The organism is Actinoplanes sp. NPDC051861 (assembly GCF_040681145.1).
Classification (GTDB): Bacteria; Actinomycetota; Actinomycetes; order Mycobacteriales; family Micromonosporaceae; genus Actinoplanes.
Genome location: NZ_JBFAYE010000005.1, coordinates 272,825 through 292,938, shown reverse-complemented (window position 1 = coordinate 292,938; position 20,114 = coordinate 272,825). Strand labels below are relative to the sequence as shown.

At 67.6% G+C, this 20,114-nt stretch carries 18 protein-coding genes and 1 tRNA gene; 12 read left to right on the top strand and 7 right to left on the bottom strand.

Going from position 1 to position 20,114, the window contains the following annotated elements; genetic code table 11:
* Positions 1–35: 35 nt before the first annotated feature.
* Positions 36–611: a TIGR03086 family metal-binding protein gene (locus AB0M02_RS18105; protein ID WP_364228101.1), complete on the bottom strand. Its 576-nt coding sequence runs from the start codon at positions 609–611 to the stop codon at positions 36–38.
* Between the two features lie 241 nt (positions 612–852).
* Here AB0M02_RS18105 and ribA point away from each other — a divergent pair, with 241 nt between their 5' ends.
* The 3 genes from ribA to AB0M02_RS18090 all read left to right on the top strand — a co-directional run bounded on the left by ribA (position 853) and on the right by AB0M02_RS18090 (position 2,925).
* A complete protein-coding gene (gene ribA / locus AB0M02_RS18100; protein ID WP_364228100.1) occupies positions 853–1,512 on the top strand; it encodes a GTP cyclohydrolase II in 660 nt (219 codons plus the stop codon).
* Positions 1,513–1,954: 442 nt separating this feature from the next.
* Positions 1,955–2,419 carry a deaminase gene (locus AB0M02_RS18095; RefSeq protein WP_364228098.1) on the top strand — a complete coding sequence of 155 codons (465 nt, stop codon included), beginning with the start codon at positions 1,955–1,957 and terminating at the stop codon, positions 2,417–2,419.
* A 26-nt stretch (positions 2,420–2,445) separates the two neighbouring features.
* The gene (locus AB0M02_RS18090) at positions 2,446–2,925 is read left to right on the top strand and encodes a MarR family transcriptional regulator (RefSeq protein WP_364228096.1); all 480 of its coding nucleotides are present in this window, start codon (positions 2,446–2,448) and stop codon (positions 2,923–2,925) included.
* A gap of 307 nt (positions 2,926–3,232) precedes the next feature.
* On the opposite strand, the gene AB0M02_RS18085 is transcribed toward AB0M02_RS18090, so the two are convergent.
* Positions 3,233–3,895, bottom strand: a complete 663-nt coding sequence (locus AB0M02_RS18085) for an enoyl-CoA hydratase-related protein (protein WP_364228095.1) — start codon at positions 3,893–3,895, stop codon at positions 3,233–3,235.
* A gap of 351 nt (positions 3,896–4,246) precedes the next feature.
* Here AB0M02_RS18085 and cmk point away from each other — a divergent pair, with 351 nt between their 5' ends.
* The 8 genes from cmk to AB0M02_RS18045 all read left to right on the top strand — a co-directional run bounded on the left by cmk (position 4,247) and on the right by AB0M02_RS18045 (position 11,575).
* Entirely contained in the window at positions 4,247–4,927 is a 681-nt protein-coding gene (gene cmk, locus AB0M02_RS18080; RefSeq protein WP_364228093.1) for a (d)CMP kinase, read from the top strand.
* Complete coding sequence (gene der, locus AB0M02_RS18075; protein WP_364228092.1) at positions 4,924–6,363, top strand: ribosome biogenesis GTPase Der; 1,440 nt, start codon at positions 4,924–4,926, stop codon at positions 6,361–6,363. The genes cmk and der overlap by 4 nt, the downstream gene beginning before the upstream one ends.
* Before the next feature lie 52 nt (positions 6,364–6,415).
* Positions 6,416–6,489: transfer RNA gene (locus tag AB0M02_RS18070), tRNA-Pro, on the top strand.
* A 107-nt stretch (positions 6,490–6,596) separates the two neighbouring features.
* On the top strand, positions 6,597–7,562 hold the full coding sequence (locus AB0M02_RS18065; protein WP_364228090.1) for a tyrosine-type recombinase/integrase: 966 nt from the start codon (positions 6,597–6,599) through the stop codon (positions 7,560–7,562).
* Between the two features lie 113 nt (positions 7,563–7,675).
* Positions 7,676–8,926: a hypothetical protein gene (locus tag AB0M02_RS18060; RefSeq protein ID WP_364228089.1), complete on the top strand. Its 1,251-nt coding sequence runs from the start codon at positions 7,676–7,678 to the stop codon at positions 8,924–8,926.
* 235 nt (positions 8,927–9,161) lie between these two features.
* Positions 9,162–10,121, top strand: a complete 960-nt coding sequence (locus AB0M02_RS18055; protein WP_364228088.1) for a tyrosine-type recombinase/integrase — start codon at positions 9,162–9,164, stop codon at positions 10,119–10,121.
* A 19-nt stretch (positions 10,122–10,140) separates the two neighbouring features.
* A complete protein-coding gene (locus tag AB0M02_RS18050; RefSeq protein WP_364228087.1) occupies positions 10,141–10,404 on the top strand; it encodes a hypothetical protein in 264 nt (87 codons plus the stop codon).
* A gap of 82 nt (positions 10,405–10,486) precedes the next feature.
* Positions 10,487–11,575, top strand: a complete 1,089-nt coding sequence (locus AB0M02_RS18045; RefSeq protein ID WP_364228086.1) for a hypothetical protein — start codon at positions 10,487–10,489, stop codon at positions 11,573–11,575.
* A gap of 492 nt (positions 11,576–12,067) precedes the next feature.
* Here AB0M02_RS18045 and AB0M02_RS18040 read toward each other — a convergent pair whose 3' ends face one another.
* The 5 genes from AB0M02_RS18040 to AB0M02_RS18020 are packed head-to-tail and all read right to left on the bottom strand — an operon-like array spanning position 12,068 to position 18,808.
* The gene (locus tag AB0M02_RS18040) at positions 12,068–14,542 is read right to left on the bottom strand and encodes a family 78 glycoside hydrolase catalytic domain (RefSeq protein WP_364228085.1); all 2,475 of its coding nucleotides are present in this window, start codon (positions 14,540–14,542) and stop codon (positions 12,068–12,070) included.
* Positions 14,539–15,768, bottom strand: a complete 1,230-nt coding sequence (locus AB0M02_RS18035) for a family 1 glycosylhydrolase (RefSeq protein WP_364228084.1) — start codon at positions 15,766–15,768, stop codon at positions 14,539–14,541. The genes AB0M02_RS18040 and AB0M02_RS18035 overlap by 4 nt, the downstream gene beginning before the upstream one ends.
* Positions 15,769–15,801: 33 nt before the next feature.
* Positions 15,802–16,623 (bottom strand): carbohydrate ABC transporter permease, encoded by an 822-nt coding sequence (locus AB0M02_RS18030; protein ID WP_364228083.1) that lies wholly within the window; start codon positions 16,621–16,623, stop codon positions 15,802–15,804.
* Positions 16,620–17,552, bottom strand: coding sequence for a sugar ABC transporter permease (locus AB0M02_RS18025; protein WP_364228081.1), 933 nt, complete (start codon positions 17,550–17,552; stop codon positions 16,620–16,622). Before AB0M02_RS18025 ends, AB0M02_RS18030 begins: the two co-directional genes overlap by 4 nt.
* Positions 17,552–18,808 (bottom strand): extracellular solute-binding protein, encoded by a 1,257-nt coding sequence (locus AB0M02_RS18020; protein ID WP_364228079.1) that lies wholly within the window; start codon positions 18,806–18,808, stop codon positions 17,552–17,554. The genes AB0M02_RS18025 and AB0M02_RS18020 overlap by 1 nt, the downstream gene beginning before the upstream one ends.
* A gap of 268 nt (positions 18,809–19,076) precedes the next feature.
* Here AB0M02_RS18020 and AB0M02_RS18015 point away from each other — a divergent pair, with 268 nt between their 5' ends.
* Positions 19,077–20,105, top strand: a complete 1,029-nt coding sequence (locus AB0M02_RS18015; protein ID WP_364228077.1) for a LacI family DNA-binding transcriptional regulator — start codon at positions 19,077–19,079, stop codon at positions 20,103–20,105.
* Positions 20,106–20,114 lie beyond the last annotated feature (9 nt).

The window sequence follows — 20,114 nt, the reverse complement described above, 5'->3', positions numbered from 1 at the left end:
CCAGTGTCCCAGCGGATCTTGGCTTCTCTTGAATGTCAGGCCGGGGTCCAGTGGGGGTCGCGGCCGATGAAGCCGATCAGCTGGGTCTGCGGGTCGGCGTCTGCGGGGACGGGGACACGCGGGCCGTACTGGCCCGACGAGCGCAGGATCTCGTCCATCGGCTTCATGCCCTCGACGAGGATGGCGCACTGGTCGGGGTCGAGGCGGTCGTCCTGGCCGGTCGCGCGGGCCAGGTCCCACGTGTGCATGAAGACGTCGGTTGTGTAGAAGTTGTCGATCGCCTGGTCGAGGGGCACGTCGCCGATGTGCCGGTTGGCGAGCACCCGCTGCGGCGTCTCCGGGTCGTCGAGCAGGGCCTGGACCGCGGTGACCTGGGAATGCCAGGCGGCGGCCGGATCGTCGTCGACGCTCGGGCCCTTGGGGAGGTCGATGCCGGCGCCGGACGACAGGAAGCCGGGGAACCACTCGACGAGGTGCCGCACGACGTCGCGGGCGTTCCACCCGGCGACTGGTGCGGGAGCCTCCCAGTCCTTGGCGCCCTGAACGCGGGCGGTGAAGTCGGCGGCGATCCTGCGGTGCCGCTCGGCGGGAGCCAGGTCGTGCAGGGACATCGTGTCGTCCTTCCTCGTCTTTAAACCCTTAGGTTGAAACGACCGTAGCTGCTCCCGAACCGGCCGGTCAAGGAAATGCCGGACCGTGAATCCTTCGAGTGAGGGCGCCCGGTGCCGATCCCTGGAAAAGCGCCACCGAGGGCGCGGTGGTGGGGTGTCGTTCGCCACTGAAGTCATCCTTGAAGTTTCAACATCACCGGAGAGAGGATGTTGGTGAAACTTCAACTTCATGGGGGTTGGTATGACGATCACGATCGGGACACCGGTGGCCAGGGTGCGCACCCGGGTCGTCGTACCCCTGCGCTTCCCGGACGGCTACACCACCAGCGCTGAGGTGCACACGTTCACCGGCCTGGCCGACGGCCGTGAACACCTGGCCCTCGCCCTCGGCGACTGGCGAGCCGCTCTCGCCGCCTCCGCCGTCGGCGGCCCCGCCCCGCTGGTCCGCCCGCACAGCGAGTGCCTCACCGGCGACGTCTTCGGCAGCGAGCGCTGCGACTGCGGCCCGCAGCTGCGCGAGGCCGTCGAGCGCATCACCGACACCGGCGGCTTCCTGCTCTACCTCCGCCAGGAGGGCCGCGGCATCGGCCTGTACGCCAAGCTCGACGCGTACGCCCTCCAGGACACCGGCCTCGACACCTACCAGGCGAACCTGGCCCTGGGCCACGCCGAGGACGAACGCGACTACACAGCCGCCGCCCAGATGCTGACCGCCCTCGGCGCCGACCGCATCCGCCTGCTGAGCAACAACCCCGACAAGGCGACCCAGCTGGACGCCCTCGGCATCGAGGTCACCGACCGAGTCCCCACCGGCGTACACCTCTCCGAGGCGAACGCCCGCTACCTGACCACCAAGCGCGACCACACCGCGCACACCCTCAACCTCCCCCTGGCCGGCTGACATGACCACAACTCCACTGGACCGCACCCCCATGTCGGACTGGCCCACCGAGTTGCCGGACGGCTTCCTCCCCGCCCCGGCGGGCGGCTTCCTCCCCGCCCCGGCGGATGGCCTCCTCCCCGCCTCGGCGGACGGCCTCCTCCCCGCCCCGGCGGGTGGCGCCTTCCCTGGCCCGGCGGGGGACGCTCGTCCCGCCGTGCCGGCAGCGGTCCTTTCCGCTCAGCCGGATTGTGTCGACGCTGCGGTGCCGACAGACGTCGCTTCCGCTCAGCCGGATGGCGTCGATGCCGCCGGGTCGGCCGGTACCCTCCTCTCCCCGTATTCCGATGTCCTGCCCGCCGCGCCGGAAGCCTTTCTCCTCCGCGGTGGAGATCCGCTGGTTGAGACGACCGCCACTCTGCTGGACCGAGGGCTTGGCGTCGCCGCAGACTTGCCGGTTGAGATGACTACGACGCTGCTGCCGACTGCCACGCACCGGGACCGGCTGCGTGCCGCGATCGACCTGTCGCGGTCCGCGCCGATCGTGCCGGACCGGTATGCGGTCGGCGCCCTGATCGTGGACCACGACGGCACGGTGCTGGCCACCGGGTACACCGGCGAGACCGACCCGGCGCACCACGCCGAGGAGGTCGCGCTCGCCAAGCTGGCACCCGGCGTCGACCTGTCACGGGCCACTCTCTACACCTCCCTCGAGCCGTGCACGACGCGGCGGTCCCGCCCGGCGTCCTGCACCAACCTCGTCCTGACGGCCGGCGTCGCCCGCGTAGTACTGGCCCTGCGCGAGCCGCTGATTTTCGCGGATTGCGACGGCGTCGAAACGTTGCGGCAGCACGGCGTGCAGATCATTGAGATGCCTGACCTGGCCCAGCAGGTCCGGGACATCAACGCCCACGTGCTCGCGCCCTGACCCTGCGGATCGGCGAGGATGATCCGGTGACCGACGTTCGACCCGAGACCCAACCGCGCTGGCTGACCGACGCGGAACTGCGGACCTGGGTGAACGTCGCCCAGATGCTGATGCTGCTGCCCGCCGCCCTGGACCGGCAGTTGCGCGAGGACACCGGAATTCCCCACGCCTACTACCAGATCCTCGCGATGCTCAGCGCCGAACCAGACCGCTCGATGCGCATGACCGACCTGGCCCGCGTAGTCGGCAGCACCTCCAGCCGCCTGTCCCACGCCGTGGCCAGCCTGGAACAACGCGGCTGGATCGAACGCCAGGCCTGCCATAGCGACAAGCGAGGCCAGGTCGCCTACCTCACCGAGGCGGGTTTGGCCGCCCTGGAAGACGCCGCGCCGGGCCACGTGACGGAGGTACGCCGTCTGGTCTTCGACCACCTGAACGCCGACGACGTAGAACACCTCGAAGCGATCACCGCCAAGCTGCTGCCGGCGCTGAACCGCTGCGCTTGATCCACGCGCGCGGGCCGACCACTTAAGCCCGCCGGTCGTGCCGTGCGTCCGCCAGTCGTGCCGTGCGTCCGCCGGTCGTGCCGTGCGTCCGCTGGTCGGTTCGCGCGTGCGCCCGTCGTGCCGCGCGTGCGCCCGTCGTGCCGCGCGTGCGCCCGTCGTGCCATGGGCCCGTCCGTCGTGCCATGGCCCGCTGGTCGTGCTGTGGGCCCGCTGGTCGTGATTTGCGCGTAGGGGCGGGACGCCGATGCGGACTGCTCAGGTTTGGCGGCGGGTCTCGGAGAACGGGTTCGGGTGGGTGTTCCTCCTTCTACATGTCGGAAAGCGTGAGTTTGTCGATGACGTCGGGGTACAGGCGGGTTTTGATCAGTCGCAACGCGTGACCGGCCTTGCCTGCCTGTGCCTGCGCCAGGGAGATCGCTGTGCTGAGCACGGCGTCCTCGGGGACTGCTTGGTCGACGATGCTCAGCTCAGCGGCCTCGGTGGCGCCGTAGCGGCGAGCGGTCACCATGGCCTCGTGCGCCACCTGAGGCGTGAGACGTGCCTGGATCAGGGCGCTCATGCCGGGGGTGAACGGGAGGCCGATGTCCGCTTCCGGAAGGCACCAGAAGCCGCGGTCAGCGCGCATGACCCGGAAGTCGTGCGCCAGGGAGAGCATGGCGCCGCCGGCGAACGTGTGGCCCTGGAGTGCGGCAACGGTGATCATCGGCAGGCTGAGGAAGCGGGCCAGCAGGTCGTGGATGGACTTGACGTAGGGGACGCGCTGGTCGGGGTTGGCGCCCAGCCAGTCGAGATCGAGGCCGAGGCTGTAATGCTTGCCGGTGGCCGTGGTGACCAGGGCTGACGGGCTCGGCGCCTGCTCGATCTCGTCGAGCAGTTTGTTGAGGGCGGTGATCTGGTCGGGGTGTAGGCGGTTCTCGTTGTCGCCGAGGTTGAGGACGAAGACGTCGTCGTGGCGGTCGAGCGTTGGCATGCGGCACCCTCCTTGGTTACTCGTGAGTAACGTAATGCGTGGAGGGTGGTTCGTCGATAGATCGTTGTCGTGTTCGGCATGCCAAGGATCCTGGCAGCACGGCGCCGAGAGCGAATCCTTCCTTCGATGTACGGCAAAAATCGGCGCCATACATCCTTCTACCGACGACACCGAGGCGCAGGCACGGCAAGGTTGCTTTGCGCGTACCCCCGCTGGCTTTGTCGCAGCGCAGTGCGTGAGCCGCGTCGCGGCCTGGCCGGGCAGGTGATCGCGGTCCTGCCCCGGTTCGTCGATGAGTGCGGGGGCGGGCACAATGGGAGGGTTGGTGTTCTGGTGAATCTAGGAGGAACGGTGGCGCTTCAAGAACGGCCGGAACGGTGCGTGGTGGCCGTCGACGGGCCTTCGGGTTCGGGCAAGTCCACCGTTTCCCGGCGGCTCGCCACTGCCCTGGACGGGGTGTATCTGGACACCGGCGCCATGTATCGGGCGGTGACCTGGTCGGTGCTGCAGGCGGGCGTGGATCTGACCGACCCCGAGGCGATCGCGAAGATCGTGCTGGAGACCGAGCTCTCGATCGGGACCGATCCGGTGGCGCCGCACTTCGCGGCGAACGGCACCAGTGTCGACGAGCCGATTCGCGGCCCGGAGGTCACCGGTGCGGTCTCGGCGGTCGCTGCCGTGCCTGCCGTGCGCAAGCACCTGGTCGCGCTGCAGCAGGCGATCATCGCGGCGCATCCGAGGATCGTGGTCGAGGGCCGTGACATCGCTTCGGTGGTGGCGCCGGACGCCGACCTCAAGGTCTACCTGACGGCGTCGGCGGCTGCGCGTGCCGCACGACGCAGCGCCGAGGACGCCACCGATGTGGCGGCGACCGAGGCCGACCTGGCCCGCCGCGACAAGCTCGACTCCAGCCGGGCGACCGACCCGCTGCGCCAGGCCTCCGACGCCATCGAGGTGGACACCACCGGGATGGGCATCGACGAGGTCGTGGCGCACCTTCGTGAACTGCTGAGCAGCAAGGTAAGTAAGTGACTGAGCTTCCCGCCGGCCTCGATCTGAACGACTTCGAGGGCGGGTTTGATTTATCCGATTCCGCCTCCTCTGCTTCGGCTGAGGAGGAATTCGCGGGGCCCGTGCCGGTCGTCGCCGTCGTCGGGCGTCCCAACGTGGGCAAGTCGACGCTGGTCAACCGGATCATCGGGCGCCGGCAGGCGGTCGTGGAGGACGTTCCCGGTGTGACCCGCGACCGGGTGCCCTACGACGCGCAGTGGAATGGACGGCGGTTCACCGTCGTCGACACCGGCGGCTGGGAGCCGGACGCCAAGGACCGCGCGGCCGCCATCGCCAACCAGGCGGAGATCGCGGTGCAGACCGCCGACGTGGTGATCTTCGTGGTCGACGTGACGGTGGGCCCCACCGACGTGGACGAGGCCGCCGTCAAGATGCTGCGCCGCAGCCACAAGCCGGTGATCCTGGTCGCCAACAAGGCCGACAACCAGAATCTCGAGCTCGAGGCCGTTTCGCTGTGGTCCCTCGGGCTTGGCGAGCCGCACCCGATCTCGGCGCTGCACGGCCGCGGCTCCGGTGACCTGCTGGACGACATCCTGAGCGCTCTGCCGCCCACGCCGCCGGTGACCGAGGGCGGCCCGCGGGGCCCGCGCCGCGTCGCCCTGGTGGGCCGGCCGAACGTCGGCAAGTCGAGCCTGCTCAACCGTCTCGCCAAGGAAGAGCGCGCGGTCGTCGACTCGGTGGCCGGCACCACCGTCGACCCGGTCGACAGCCTGGTGGAGATGGACGGCGACGTCTGGCAGTTCGTCGACACGGCCGGGCTGCGCAAGAGGGTGCATCAGGCTTCGGGTACGGAGTACTACGCGTCGCTGCGCACCGCCGGAGCCGTGGAAGCCGCCGAGGTCGCCGTGGTGCTGCTGGACTCCGGCGACGTGATCAGCGAGCAGGACCAGCGCGTCATCACCCAGGTCATCGAGTCCGGGCGTGCGCTCGTCATCGCGTTCAACAAGTGGGACCTGGTCGACGCCGATCGGCGGTTCTACCTGGACAAGGAGATCGACCGCGATCTGAAGCGGGTCACCTGGGCAGTCCGGGTGAACATCTCCGCCAAGACCGGCCGCGCGGTGGACAAGCTGGCACCGGCGATCCGGCGAGCGCTGACCTCGTGGGAACAGCGAATCCCGACCGGCGCACTGAACCAGTGGCTGACCGCCCTGACGCAGGCCACCCCCCACCCGGTTCGGGGCGGACGCGCACCTCGAGTGCTCTTCGCGACCCAGGCCGGCGTGGCACCGCCGCGTTTCGTGCTGTTCACGACGGGTCCGTTCGACGCGGGTTATCTGCGGTTCATCGAGCGGAAGTTGCGCGAGGAGTTCGGCTTCGAGGGCTCGCCGGTGGAGATCTCGGTGAAGCCGCGGAAGAAGACGGGGCCGGGGGGCCGAGGGAAGGCCCACGGGTAAGGGTTGGTAGTCTTTAGGAGATGTCGCGCCGGGCTGGGGTTCGGGGCGGGATCGGGCTGTAGCGCAGCTTGGTAGCGCACTTGACTGGGGGTCAAGGGGTCGCAGGTTCAAATCCTGTCAGCCCGACAGCGAGAGGGTCTCTGCAGGTCAGAGGCCCTCTTTTGTGATCTTGGTACGTCTTGCCGGGTCGAGCACGCCGCTTGTAGACCCCTTGACTCGGCAGGTGACCAGAGATGCCCCTACTCAACCTCAACTCCCTCCTCAAAGGCCTGGAGGGAACCGACTGGGCGAACTTCATCCGCGACTGGGACCGCACCCTGCGGGCCGCGAATCACCCGGAAACGACCCGCTACAACTATCTTCTGGCCGCAACACAATTGGCCCGGTATCTGCGATCCCCGGAATCGGAGTACGCCGGCTCCGGCGCCGCGACCGACCCGACCGCGGTCAAGAAGCGCCACGTCGAGATGTTCCAGTCCTGGATGATCGAGACCCGGTCCGCGTCGACCGCGCTGAACAAGCACAAGAGCCTGCAGCAGTTCTTCAAATGGCTCGTCGGCGAAGGCGAAATGGACGCCCACCCGATGACCCGGGTCCCGCAGCCGAAGACCGAGAAGAAGCTCATCCCGATCATGAAGGATGAAGAAACCAAGAAGCTGATCCTGCACATCCGGCAGAAGAAGGACTTCTCCGCGATCCGCGACGAAGCCCTCGTGCGGCTCTACTACAACACCGGGGCCCGGCTGTCGGAGATCGGCAACCTGCTGCTCACCGACATCGACATGAACACCCAGTCGATCCACGTGCACGGCAAAGGCGCCAAGGACCGCCGTGTGCGGTTCGGCACCAAGACCGCCCGGGTGCTCAGCCAATACCTGCGGGCCCGGGCGAAGAAGCGGTACGCCGACGAGATCGAGCAGCTGTGGATGGCCGAACGCGGAAAGGTGGCACTGACCCCGAACGGCATCAAGCTGATGCTCAAACGCCGCGGCAAAGAAGCCGGGCTCGGACACGTGCACGCGCACCGGTGGCGGCACAACTACGCCCACGAATGGCACCGGGCCGGCGGCAACACCGGTGACCTGATGCTGCTGCTCGGCTGGTCGTCACCCGACATGCCACGCCACTACGGCGCCAGCGCCGCCGCCGAACGCGCACAGGAACTACAAAGCCAGATGGGCATCGGCGAGAAAGTCTGATCCCAGCACCGCGCAATGTGGTGGGGCCCACCGAACAGGCCCCACCACACCCCCGGATCTGACAACGAACGAACGCCACACACGACGGCCGTCGCGCACCCACAGACACTGCGGTGCGCGACGGCCCGCGGGTGACCGAGCCAGCCCCGGACGGGTACGACGCAACACGGCGGGCCCACACGGGCGTCGAAAGCTTCTATGCTTCGACGGTGGATTACGGAGTATCCATCGAACTGACCCCGCCGTCGGAAACACCACACCTCGACCCACTGCAAGCCGAAGGAGCCGGGTCGCTGCTGGACCGCCTGCTGGAACAACTCGACGGCGCAGACGCCGAAGACGGTGACAGCCAGGTCTTCGTCACCCGCTACTGGGTCGGCGCGCACCCCGAGGGCGCGATCGTGCTGCTGGTCCTGGACGCCGACTCCCTCGACGTCGCCGAGTCCGCGGCCCGCGACATCATGCGCGAGATCCTGGATCACAGCGAGCACCTGGCCGACTGGACGATCGCCAAGTGTGAAGTGGGTTTCAACGAGCGCTTCGTCGACGCCGGTCTGCAGGCCGCCGACGGTCCCGGCGTTCCGCCGGCCGATCCGGCCGAACGCGCCCGCTGGCTCGCCGAGCAGAACCAGCCGGCAGCAGAACCGGCCGATACCGATGAAGAGATCGACTGGCGGCAGTATGTGATCGACCACGCGAGTCAGCTGCGGGCCTTCGACCTCGACGTCTTCGACACCAGCGACCGTGAGAACGACGAGTCCAGTGGTGAAGACGCCGACGATACCGCCAAGCTCGCCGCCGGGGCGCTGATCTACGCCTCCTCGCTGGTCATCGACGAACTGTTCCAGGACATCAAGACGCTGGCGCGGACCAACGGGGCCGTCGCCGACAGCGATGACGTCTTCATGGTTCTCGACGATCTGCCCGAGCGGTTCGCGCAACACTACGACGGCCGGTTCGCCCGCCAGTTTCTCGTCGCCACCGTCATGATCACCGCGCGGCTCACCGCCGACGAGTGGATCCCGCCGGCCAGCGTCGCCGAAGCCCTCGCCCTGCACATCGTCGTCGAGAACGCCAAAGTCCTGCTGGACAGCCACGACCTGCTCGACGATGACATCAGCCTCGAGTACCTGTACAACGGGTTCGACGACGCCGCCTACGAGGACGTCGACCACGAGCTGCTGTACCGGCGCGACCTCGACGGCTTCGAAGACGACCAGGACATCACCTCATCCTTTGGCATGTCCGACATGCGGGTCGAAGCCTGGTTCGACCCGATCGCGGACAGCGACGCCACCGTGCACCCGTTCTCGGTCCACGTCGAGGCACCCAAGGCCGAACCCGCAAACGGATCCGACGGTTAGCCTCCGCCGCCCCGGACCACGTACACGAAGTTCGGGCAGCTCAGGAAGGTTTTGTTCGGCAGCTGGTGTGTTCGCCGGGTTTACTGCGGACAACCGAAGACAACCGCAGACAACTTCACCCGAACGGGTCCGGCGTCCGACGATGATCTCGCGGGCCGCCCGATGTGGTTCGCGCCCTCGTGGCTCCGCCAAGGAGTTCCCGCCTTGTCGGTGAGGGCTTGCCGTCGGTGCGGGGGTGAGCACGGTGCTGGATCTGCAGAAGGTCTGCCGCGGACTCACCCCCGCCTGGTTCGACTACCTACGCGACTGGGACCGCACGCTGCGCGGCGGGAACTACCCGGAGACGACCCGCTACAACTACCTGCTCGCCGCAGCCCAATTCGGCCGGTACCTGATCGACAACGCCGACGAGCTGGAAGCCGGCGAAGCAGCAGCCGACCCAACCGAGGTCGAGCGGGGGCACATCGAGGAATTTCAGGCCTGGATGGTGGCGACCAGGTCCGCGTCGACGGCGTTGAACAAGCACAAGGGGTTGCAGCAGTTCTTCAAATGGCTGGTCGAAGAGGAAGACCTCGAACGATCTCCGCTGGCCCGGGTCAAGCAGCCGAAGACCGCCCAGACGCTGATCCCGATCCTCGGCGACGACGACACCGCCAAGATCCTGGCCACCTGCAAGGACAAGGACTTCCTGGCCCTGCGCGACACGGCGATCATCCGGGTCTTCTACAGCACTGGCGCCCGCCTGTCGGAAGTCGCCGGCCTGCAACTCGACGACATCGACCTCAACACCGACACCCTGCTGTTCCACGGCAAGGGCATGAAAGACCGACGGGTACGGTTCGGCGGCAAAGCCGGCCGAGCCTTGAGCCGCTACCTGCGTGTACGAGCCCGGCGGCGGGCCGCGGATACACCGGCGCTGTGGCTGCCGGAGAAGGGCGAGACACCGCTGTCGTCCAACGGCATCAAGATCATGCTGCGACGACGTGGTGAGCTCGCGAAAGTCCCGAACGTGCACGCGCACCGGTGGCGGCACAACTTCGCCCACGAATGGAAACTGGCCGGCGGTGACACCGGCGACCTGATGCTGGTGCTCGGCTGGGCCTCCGACGACATGCCGCGCCGGTACGGAGCAAGCGCCGCCGCGGAGCGGGCACAGCACGTTCACGCACGGCTGCGGATCGGCGACCGAATCTGACCGTGGGGGAGGGGCAGCCGTGGCATTGACCGAACAACAGCGAGTCCGGCGAGCACGGATCGCGGCGCACGCGTCGTGGGCCAACACCGCGGACCGGCAAGGGCGTACCGCGCCGGCGACCTCGGCGTTCCTGGCCCGGTTCGAGAAACAGGTCGACCCGCTTGGCGTACTCGAGCCGGAGACCCGAACGCAGATGGCGCTTCATGCCCGCCGCGCGTACATGCTGCAACTCGCGGAGCGGTCAGCGAAGAGCCGGGCGCGCAGGGCCAAGGGCAGCGGCTGACGCGGACCTGAACGGGCCGACTTCGGGAGCGGCCCATCGTGACGAGGTAGGACGTGCCAACTGGTTGAAGTGGAGGTTCAGAGTGACCAACTATGCGGTCGATACCAGCAGTGGCACATTGATCCGGACCTGGTCGACAGGCAGAGGACTGTTCGCCGCGGTGGTCAGCGAGCTACCGCCGAACACGCGAACAGAAGAAGGGCTTGCTCTCGCCGCAGAGCTCACCGGCCTGTCGGCGGCGCTGTGGCGCAGCTATACCCATCCCGCGAACGCAACAGTGAGTCAGGGCGAAGGCTCCGAGGGCTGGCGTCGACAGCTGGAACGAGAAGGCTTCGAGAAAGTGCCACAGAACCTGCTCGACCCGCACCTCCCAGACGCGGACGGTGCTGTCCTCACCAGCTACGACCCGATCCAAGAACACAGCCACCGCGCTGGCCGTGCCCTCTACGCGCTCAACGACGAGGAGCTCAGCGATACGGTGCGCGAGGACGTCGAAGCTGAGATCGCGGCCGTCGAACTGGCCGAGCAGGGAGCACTTTCCGGCCGAGCGCAGCAGGCTGTGGCCCTCAGTCGCGCCGACGCGAATCCATTGCACGTGACCGCGGCCAGCGCGGTACTGCAGAAGAATCCGCTCGAACAGCAGCTGCTGTTCGAGACGTTCGATCCCACCGCGGCTGCAGTGGCAGCCGCGCACTGGCTGAAAGCCGCAGTCGACGTGGTAGTCGCGGTGTCGGATCTCGATCCTGCTGACGTGCTGCCCACTGCGGACGACATCGAAAAGGTGCCGTACCAAGCGCCCGCGGAAGTCTTGAACCTGCTCGAGTTCAGCAACACGGTGTACCGGGTGATCGTCGAGATGATCGCTGACGCCATGCTGGTCGCCGACGGGATCGTCTCGGACCTGGAAACCATCCTCTTCCAGCGCGAAGACGACGACGCCGACGAGGATGACTCAGCCGACGACGATGACGATGGCCCCACGCCAGTCCGCGTGACCATGCTCGACCCGATCCGACCAGCCCCTGACCTTCTCGAAGACCTCCTATCAGCAATTACGGCTTGCCGGCTTCTCTACGCCGAATACGTCGACGGCGAACCTGCCGACATTGAAGCGCGATTCTGCGCGGAAGTCCGAGCCGAGGCGGAGGCGCACGCTGACCGACTCGTGTAACCCGATAGTGGGACACCTTGTGGGCTAACTCAGATTCAGAGGTAACCTGGAGCGAGGGTCAGCGGCGTGGGTGAAGGCTGGGCTCGTGCGCCACACTGGCAGTGTGGGGGTCGTTACCGTGCCTGAGCAGCTAGTATAGCTCGACCTCGATGCACGCCTTATGCTGCCAGTAAAGGGCTCCAGCGTTTGCTTGAGGCGCTTGGTAGCACGGCCTCGACCTATTTAATATTAATCTACCGTACTGGATGCGGCCTGTTGCGGCAAATGCTGCGCATGTGCCGTCATGAACGTTCTTGCGCCTCGCCGTGTTGCAGGTAGGCGCTCTTTGTTTCGTGCACTCGAAACCTGTTTATCGAAGGCTTCAGCACATTGCCGCTGCGCGGGTTTCGCCGGAGGTTATTGGGCTATCCTCCTAGGATGGTTGAGGATCTGATACGAAGGACACACGCCGAGAGGCCCCGCACAGCCATCAACCGGTAGCGCGATCGCTGTCTATCCCTCGGCGGTCGCTCGCCTGATCGCTGTGTCCAGCCTGGTACGCACCTGCGCCGAGATGACGGAGTAGTCGTTCAGCGCCACCGACAGCGGCCTTCCTGTGTGGTCGCCGAGCAGATCCTCGAGGACATTCGGCGGGAGGTCGGTTCCGAGGACGTTGGCGATTGCTGCCCAGACCGCGGGGTCGGCCGCGAGAGCGTACAGGGGTGAGTCCAGCGTGAGCGGCGGTGAATCGCTACTGACCGTGTAGCTCCATCGATGTTTTCCGCTGCCGGCGATCAGAGACCGGGGCTGGGGATGGCAGGGCGGCACGACGGTCGCGGTGGTGCCGGGTGGGACGGTGACTTCCAGGTCGATCCGTTCGTGCTCGTGCCGCCAGGTCACCGAGAGCTCGCCCTGCGGGGTGTGACGGGTGGCCCGTGCGTAGGTCAGGCCGCCGCCGGGCTGGGGCGCGATGCGCACGGTGCGGTAGCCGGGGCTGGTCGCCTCGATGCCGCCGACGACGGTGTGCAGCCAGTGGGCGACGGCGCCCAGCGCGTAGTGGTTGAGTGATGTCATCCCGGAGGGATTGACCGTTCCGTCGGGCAGGATGGCGTCCCACCTCTCCCAGACTGTCGTCGCCCCCTGGACGACCGGGTGGAGGAAGGACGGCGCGTCCCGCTGCATCACCAGCGCGTACGCGTCGTCGGTGTGCCCGGTGCGGGTCAGCGCCGAGGCGACGTGGGGTGTGCCGGCGAAGCCGGTGGAGATGCGGTGCCCGTCACGGCGCACCAGCGCGGCCAGCCGGCGTCCAGCGGTGGCCAGCTCGTGTTCCTCCAGAAGACCGAATTCGATGGCCAGCGCGTATGCGGTCACGCTTTCGCCGGCCATCCGGCCGTTGGGGGTGAGGTACTCGGCACGGAAGGCGGCCCGAACCCGGCCGGCGAGGGCGCCGAAGTGATGGGCGTCGCCGGTCTCGCCCAGGACTTCGGCGGCAGCGGCCATCTCTTGGGCGACCTTGACGAAGTAGGCGGTGGCGACCAGATGGGGATCGGTGCGCCCGCCGCGAGGATCAGTCATCGGTGCGGCCGGGTCCAGCCAGTCGCCGAACTGGTAGCCGGAGCTCCAGACGCCGTCGTCGTCCAGCAGCGTCTCGACCGAGCGGGTGAAAGCGGCCATCGACGCGTAGCTGGCCCGCAGGATCTCGGCCTCGCCGTAGTGCTGGTACAGCGTCCACGGGACGCTGACTGCGGCGTCGCTCCACAACGCGGTCGGCGACCGGTAGGTGTGCTGCACGTCGGGGACCACATAGGGCACGTGGCCGAGAGCGTGATGCTCGGCGGCCAGGTCGGCGAGCCAGTTGCGCAGCACGCCGGAGACGTCGTAGAGATACGCGGCGGTTGTCGCGAAGGCGTTGATGTCACCGGTGTAGCCGAGGCGCTCGTCGCGTTGGGGGCAGTCGGTGGGCAGGCCGACGAAGTTGTCGCGCATCGACCAGACGACATTTTCGTGCAGGCGGTTGAGCAGCGGGTCAGAGGTCTCGAACCATCCGGTGCGGGTCATGTCGCTGTGTACGACGACTGCTCGTACCTCGTCGCTGGTCTGCGCGCCTTCGATCTCGGCGTAGCGGAACCCGTGGTAGGTGAATCGTGGCTCGAAGTGCTCGGGTCCGGAGCCGGCGAGCAGGTATTGATCGGTCGCCTGAGCGGTCCGCAACGTGGTGTAGTCCGGTGCCCCGTCGACCAGCACTTCGCTATGCCGGACGGTGATCTGCTGCCCGCGGGTTCCGGTGACGCGCAAGCGTACCCAGCCGGAGATGTTCTGCCCGAAGTCGAAGACAGTGGTTCCCCGGTCCGAGATCCAGACCGCCTGTGGCGCCAGCTCCTCGATGCGCCGGATCGGTGGGGCGATCGGGTCGGTCAGCGTGTCCAGGTCCCAGGCAACCTGCTCCACCGGTGCCCAGGCCCTGTCGTCGAATCCCGGCAAGTCCCAGCCGAGCGGCTCGAGCGGGGCGTCGATGGTGACGCCGTCGTAGAGGCTGTTCGCGCGTACCGAGCCGGTACCGGCCCGGAACCGCTCGTCGGTGCCGATGGTCTCGGTCCGGCCGGGATACCGCAGTTCGATCTCCGCATACAGCATGATCCGGTCCGTGTACTGCCGCCGGCGGGCGATCTGTTCGTAGCCGAGCAGGCCGGTGGCCCAGCCCTCGCCGACGATCGCGCCGAAGACGTTCACGCCGGGCTGCAGCGCGGCGGTGATGTCGTGTCGGCGGGCTACGAGACGATGCCGGTACGACGTCCAGCCCGGTTCGAGCACCTGGTCGCCGACGACGGATCCGTTCAGGTGCGGTTCCACGATCCCGAGCGCGGTCACCCGCAGGGTCGCCGACTCCAGTCCGGGTCCCACCTCGAATTCCCGCCGGAAGTAGATCGCGGGATCGCCGGGCTCGTTGACCGGATGGGCGGTGGATCCGATGAAGGACGGCGCGGTCACAGGCTCGCCCGCCCGGCTGCTAGATCACCGAGCCAGGTGGCCGACGGGCGCGGCTTGCGTTCGAACGTGCTCCGGTCCACCTCCACGAGACCGAACGTCACGTCGTACGCGGAGAACCATTCGAACTCGTCGAGCAGGGTCCAGTGCAGGTAGCCGCGCACGTCGACGCCGTCGGCGATCGCCGTGGCCAGATTCCGCAGCTGGTTGCGGGTGTGTTCCAGGCGCAGGGTGTCGTCCTGGGTGCAGACGCCGTGTTCGGTGATCACCACCGGGCGCCCGGACACCGCTGCGGCGTGCCGCGCGGCGTTGGCGAGCGAGTGCGGATACACCTCCCAGTTCAGGTCGTCGACGGCGACGCCCGGCTTCGGCTTCTGCACGCCGTCCGGGCCGACCAGCCGGCGGGTGTAGTTCTGCACCCCGACGAAGTCGTCCTCGCGGCTCACCTCCAGCCACCGGGTCAGCGCCTGGTCACGGACCTGCGCGGCACGGCCCTCATGCCCGGGTACGGCCTGGTAGTCCACGCAGGCCAGCGACCAGCCGACCGGCACCGGGACGTGCGATTTGATCACCTCGGTGGCGCGCCGGTGCGCGGCCGTGTAGATGCCGAGCTGGTCGCCGTCCCAGAGCATCATCGGTGTGAACGTGCCGTCCGGGCTCGGGTGCCGGCGGGTCGCGTGAGCCAGCGCGTCGGCCAGACTGCCGACCGCCGAGCCGCCGAGGCCGCCGCCGCCGACTGCGGCCACGGTGGCGACGTTGGGCTCGTTGAGCGTCACCGCCCAGTCGATTTCGGAGCCGAGATACCTGGTCACCCGGTCCACGTACCGCTCGAACCGGTTGATCGCCTCCGGGTGGGTCCAGCCGCCGGAGGCCGCGAACCACAGCGGTGTGGTCCAGTGGTTGAAGGTGACGACCGACTGCATGCCCAGGTCGCGGCAGGTGGCGGCGATCCGGCGGTAGTGGTCGAGTTCGGCCAGGGCGAAGCGGCCCGGCTCCGGTTCGACCCGCGACCATTCGACGCTGAACCGCAGCGCTTGCAGGCCGAGCCCGGCCGCCGCCTCGACGTCCTCGGGCCAGCGGTGGTAGAAGTCCACCCCGTCGCCGCTGCGTTCGGCGAACACGGTGTCCGGCACGTTCTCCAGGGCCCAGCAGTCGCTGGCGACGTTGTTGCCCTCGATCTGGTGGCCGGCGGTGGCCGCGCCGATGAAGAAACCGGGCGGGAAGCTCATGGTGGTGCCTTTCCGAAAAAGGGGGGAGGTGGATCAGCCTTTGATCGCGCCGGACGACAGGCCCGGGACGATGCGGCGCTGGACGAACAGGTAGACCAGCATCAAGGGCAGGCTGGTCAGCACGACGTGCGCGAAGATCAGGTTCCAGCGCATGACGGGCTGGTCCGCTGAGGCGGACGCGAAGTGGTAGAGAGCCAGCGGCAGTGTCGAGCGGTCGGTGCCCTGGAGCAGGAACTGGGCGAAGAAGAACTCGTTCCAGGTCGAGATGATCAGGATGACCGAGCCGACGAGCAGCACCGGGACGGCGAGCGGAAAGATGATGCGCAGGAAGATCTGCAGCCGGCTCGCGCCGTCGATCGCGGCGGATTCCTCCAGCTCGCGTGGCACCGATTTGATGAAGCCGGTGGCGAGGAAGACGACGCTGCCCATCCGGGTGCCGGCCATCACCAGGAAGTAGCCGAGCCGGGAGCCGTCGATGCCGAGCACCTGCAGCTCGTAGATGGTGGGCAGGATGGCGGCGGGCAGCACGATCGACAGTACGGTGATGTTGTAGGCGACCTTCGCGCTCATCGCCGTCGAGCGGGCGTACGCCCAGGCCGCCATCGCCCCGAACAGCACCGTCACACCGATGGTGGGGATGACGACGACCATGCTGTTGAGCAGTGCCTGCGGGTAGCCGCCGTCGGTCAGCACGAACCGGTAGTTATCCCACAACGCCCACTCGCGGGGGAGGCCGAGGCCCAGCAGTGACGCCTCGGCCAGCGGTTTCGCTGAGTTGATCAGCAGCATCCAGAGCGGCAGAACCACCCAGAGCAGGGCGATCACACTGAGTGCAGTGACGCGCAGTGCTTTCACGCCTCGACCTCCCGGCGGCGCAGATACGCGATCAGCGGCAGCCCGAGCGCGACGACCAGGACCGTCACCACGAGGCTCAGCGAGCTGGCGACGCCGAAGAAGCCGCTGCCGTACTGGTTGAACATGGCGATGTTCAGGACGGTGGTCGAGGTGCCGGGCCCGCCGCGGGTGGTTGCGGCGACCAGGTCGTAGGCGTTGATCGCGCCGAGCATGGTGACCACGACGGTGAAGGTGAACGCGGGGGCGAGCAGCCGGAACCGGATCCGCCAGAAGCGTTGCCAGGGGTTGGCGCCGTCGACGGTGGCGGCTTCGAGGATCGATTCGGGGATGTTGTTGAGCCCGGCGATGTAGACCAGCGTGATCAGGCCGCTCCACTTCCACGCGTCGATGAATGCCAGGCTCAGCAGGGCGGAGCCCGGGTGCCCGAGCCAGGCGTAGTCGAAGCCGTCGGAGAACAGCGAGAGGAATCCGTTGAGTGGTCCGCCGGGCGCGAGGATGGCGCCCCAGATGTAGCCGGCGGCCACGGGAGCGATCAGGACGGGCAGGAAGAAGAAGGAGCGGAAGAATCCGTTCGTACGGGTGGAGCGTTGCAGTGCCAGGGCCATCCCCAGGCTGAACACGTTCTGCATGATCATGGCGGCCAGCGCGTACAGCAGGGTGACCTTGATGGACTGCCAGAGGATGTCCTGGTCGATCAGGCTGCGGAAGTTGTCCAGGCCGTTGAACGCGATCGCGTCGGAGTAGCCGCTCCAGTCGGTGAACGCGAAGCGCAGATTCAGCAGGAACGGCAGTGTGAAGAACGCGGTGACCAGCGCGAGTGCGGGGATGATGAACGGCCACCAGCCGGGCCGGGGCCCCCGCCCGCGCCGGGATTGCGGTGCGGGCGGCGGCTCGGTCTCACGGCGTGCCGCGAGTGTGGGGGCGGTCATCACCAGCCTGCCAGCTGCGCGGCCGTGGCTCCCTGGGTGAGGGCCTTCTGGGCGAGTTGTCCGGCCTCGACGGGCGTGTACTGGCCGCTGAGCACGCCGGACATCAGGGTGGGGAACTGGGCGCTGAACCCGACCAGGTTCGCGTTCACGGCGAGCGCCTTGTCGGCGTTGTAGGCGTCGGTGAACTCCTTCTCGATGCCGGTCGCGGTGGCGGCCTGCGCACCGGACAGCGCCGGGAAGCGCTTGGTGTCGGTCAGGTAGTCCTGGTAGCCCTCGGTGGTGATCCACTGCAGGAAGGCCAGGGCGGTGCTCTCGCGGTCGCTCTTGCCGGTCTTGGGTACGTACCAGGTGCCGTTGAACGAGGGTGACCATGCGGAGGTCGTGGTGGTGGCCGACGGTGACGCCCAGCCGATGGCCTCGCTGGTCTTGGCGACGTCGTCGCCGTAGACGGCGTTCAGTGACGGCAGGGAGCTGGTCGACTGTGGCAGCAGCGCGGCCTTGCCGTCGGCGAGGACCTGGAACGAGGGCTCGGATTTGGCGGTGGTGGCGTCGGCGTTGAAGCAGCCCATCTTGTTGAGCTTCTGGTACTCGGTGAGTGCGGCGACGAACGGTCCGTCCGGGTCGTCGAGGGTGGCCTTCTTGGTGAGCAGCTGGTTCGAGTAGGTCTGCTGTTTCTCGGTGCCGGCCAGGTTCATCAGGATCTGGATCTGGGTCGGCCATTGGGAGCCGCCGGCCTCGTAGATCGGGGTGACGCCGGGTGCCTTCTGCTTCAGTGTGGTGCAGATGTTTTCGATGTCGGCGTATGTCTTGGGTGCGCTCAGGCCGGCGTCGGCGAGGACCTTCTTGTTGTAGTACATGCCGAACAGGCCGGGGCCGACGGTGATGGCGGCGTAGATCTTGCCGTCCAGCGAGCCGGCACTGTCGTAGATGGCGCCGGAGCGCTGTACGTAGGGCATGTTCGACAGGTCGTACATGTTCTTGGCGGGGTTGAGTGCCCAGAACAGTGACGTGGCGTGGTATTCGAGCAGGTCGGGGCGGTCGCCGCTGGCCCATTTGGTCTGTACCTGGTTCTCCAGGCCGTCGGCGGTGATCTCGACGAGGTTGATCGTGACGCCGAACTTCTTCTCGAAGCCGGTGTAGGCGTTGCGCACGTACGGCTGGTCGGCGGTGCTCGTCCAGATGGTCAGTTCCTTGGCCTTGACGCCGGCCGTCCCGTCGGCCGTCACCGCGTCGCCGGCGGTGGAATTCTCTGGCACTGAGCATGCGGTCAAGACCAGAGTGGCGGCGGCCAACACTCCTATGAATCGTTTCATCACTTCTCCTGGCAGGGGGAGTGGAGCGCGGGGTGAGAGAGGTGGTGCCCAGGGCGCGTAACCGAATGGCCCGCGTCACGCAATACTTACGTAACCGTTTGCGTGGAGTGGAACGTAACACCAAGGGGTAGGGCCGTCAACGATCTATTCAGGGTGCACTTACGCTTGGCAAAATCACGCAATCGACAGCGCAACAGCACGGGAGCGATGGATGATCCAGGGCGATTCGGCCACCATGCAGGACCTCGCTCGGATCGCCGGCGTCTCGGTAGCGACCGTCTCGCGGGCGCTCAGCGGGAAGCCGGGCGTCTCGGCCGCCACCCGCACCGCCATCACCCGCCTCGCCCAGGAGCGCGGTTTCGCGGGCAATCAGCAGGCGCGGGCGTTGTCGACCGGCCAGACCGGGCGCATCGCGGTGACGCTGCCCCGCATCGAGGCGGAATACTTCGCCCGCATCCTGGCCGGCGCCGCGCAGGTCATCCACGACGCCGGACTGAGCCTGATCCTGGAGACCACCCAGCACGAGGCGCCCCGGCAGAGCGACGCCATCCAGCAGTTCCTCAAGCTGGGCGTGGACGGCGCCCTGCTCCTGTTACCGACGGAGTCGAACCGGGAGATCTCCGCCCTGTACGACAGCGGCTTCAAGTTCGTGGTCATCGACCCCACCGACCAGATCACCGCTCCCATGCCGTGGGTCACCGCGACCAACGCCATGGGCGCCCAGCGCGCTGCCGAACACCTACTAGAACTCGGTCATCACCGGATCGCGCTGATCACCGGTGAACCCCACCTGTTCAGCACCAAGGAACGGCTGCACGGCGTCCGGGAAGCACTCGACAACGCCGGGATGAGCCTGGACCCGGCCCTGGTGCGGGCGAGCACCTACAGCGGCCCCTCCTGCGGCTACGAGCAGGCGCTGGACCTGCTGCGCCTCGCTGACCCGCCGACGGCGATCTTCGGGTTCAACGATCGGATCGCCTTCGGCGCGCTGCAGGCAGCCCACACCGCCAAGGTCGCGGTCCCGGACAGCGTGTCCATCGTCGGTTTCGACGACGCCGAGGCGGCGCGGCTGGTGTCGCCAGCACTGACCACGGTCCGCCAGCCACTGTCGACGATGGGCTCGACCGCGGCCACCATGCTCACCCAGCTGATCAGCGGCCAGGAACCGCTCGGCATGCACATCCAGCTGGCGACCGAACTCGTGGTGCGCCGATCCACCGCGGCCCCCGTGTTGCGCTGAGCGGGCCGG

Bases quoted from the DNA above. Each gene is read 5' to 3' on its own strand.
- ribA (WP_364228100.1), top strand. From the start codon at position 853: ATGACGATCACGATCGGGACACCGGTGGCCAGGGTGCGCACCCGGGTC.
- AB0M02_RS18015 (WP_364228077.1), top strand. From the start codon at position 19,077: ATGATCCAGGGCGATTCGGCCACCATGCAGGACCTCGCTCGGATCGCC.
- AB0M02_RS18095 (WP_364228098.1), top strand. From the start codon at position 1,955: ATGACTACGACGCTGCTGCCGACTGCCACGCACCGGGACCGGCTGCGT.
- AB0M02_RS18025 (WP_364228081.1), bottom strand. From the start codon at position 17,552: ATGACCGCCCCCACACTCGCGGCACGCCGTGAGACCGAGCCGCCGCCC.
- AB0M02_RS18085 (WP_364228095.1), bottom strand. From the start codon at position 3,895: ATGCCAACGCTCGACCGCCACGACGACGTCTTCGTCCTCAACCTCGGC.
- AB0M02_RS18035 (WP_364228084.1), bottom strand. From the start codon at position 15,768: ATGAGCTTCCCGCCCGGTTTCTTCATCGGCGCGGCCACCGCCGGCCAC.
- AB0M02_RS18065 (WP_364228090.1), top strand. From the start codon at position 6,597: ATGCCCCTACTCAACCTCAACTCCCTCCTCAAAGGCCTGGAGGGAACC.
- AB0M02_RS18105 (WP_364228101.1), bottom strand. From the start codon at position 611: ATGTCCCTGCACGACCTGGCTCCCGCCGAGCGGCACCGCAGGATCGCC.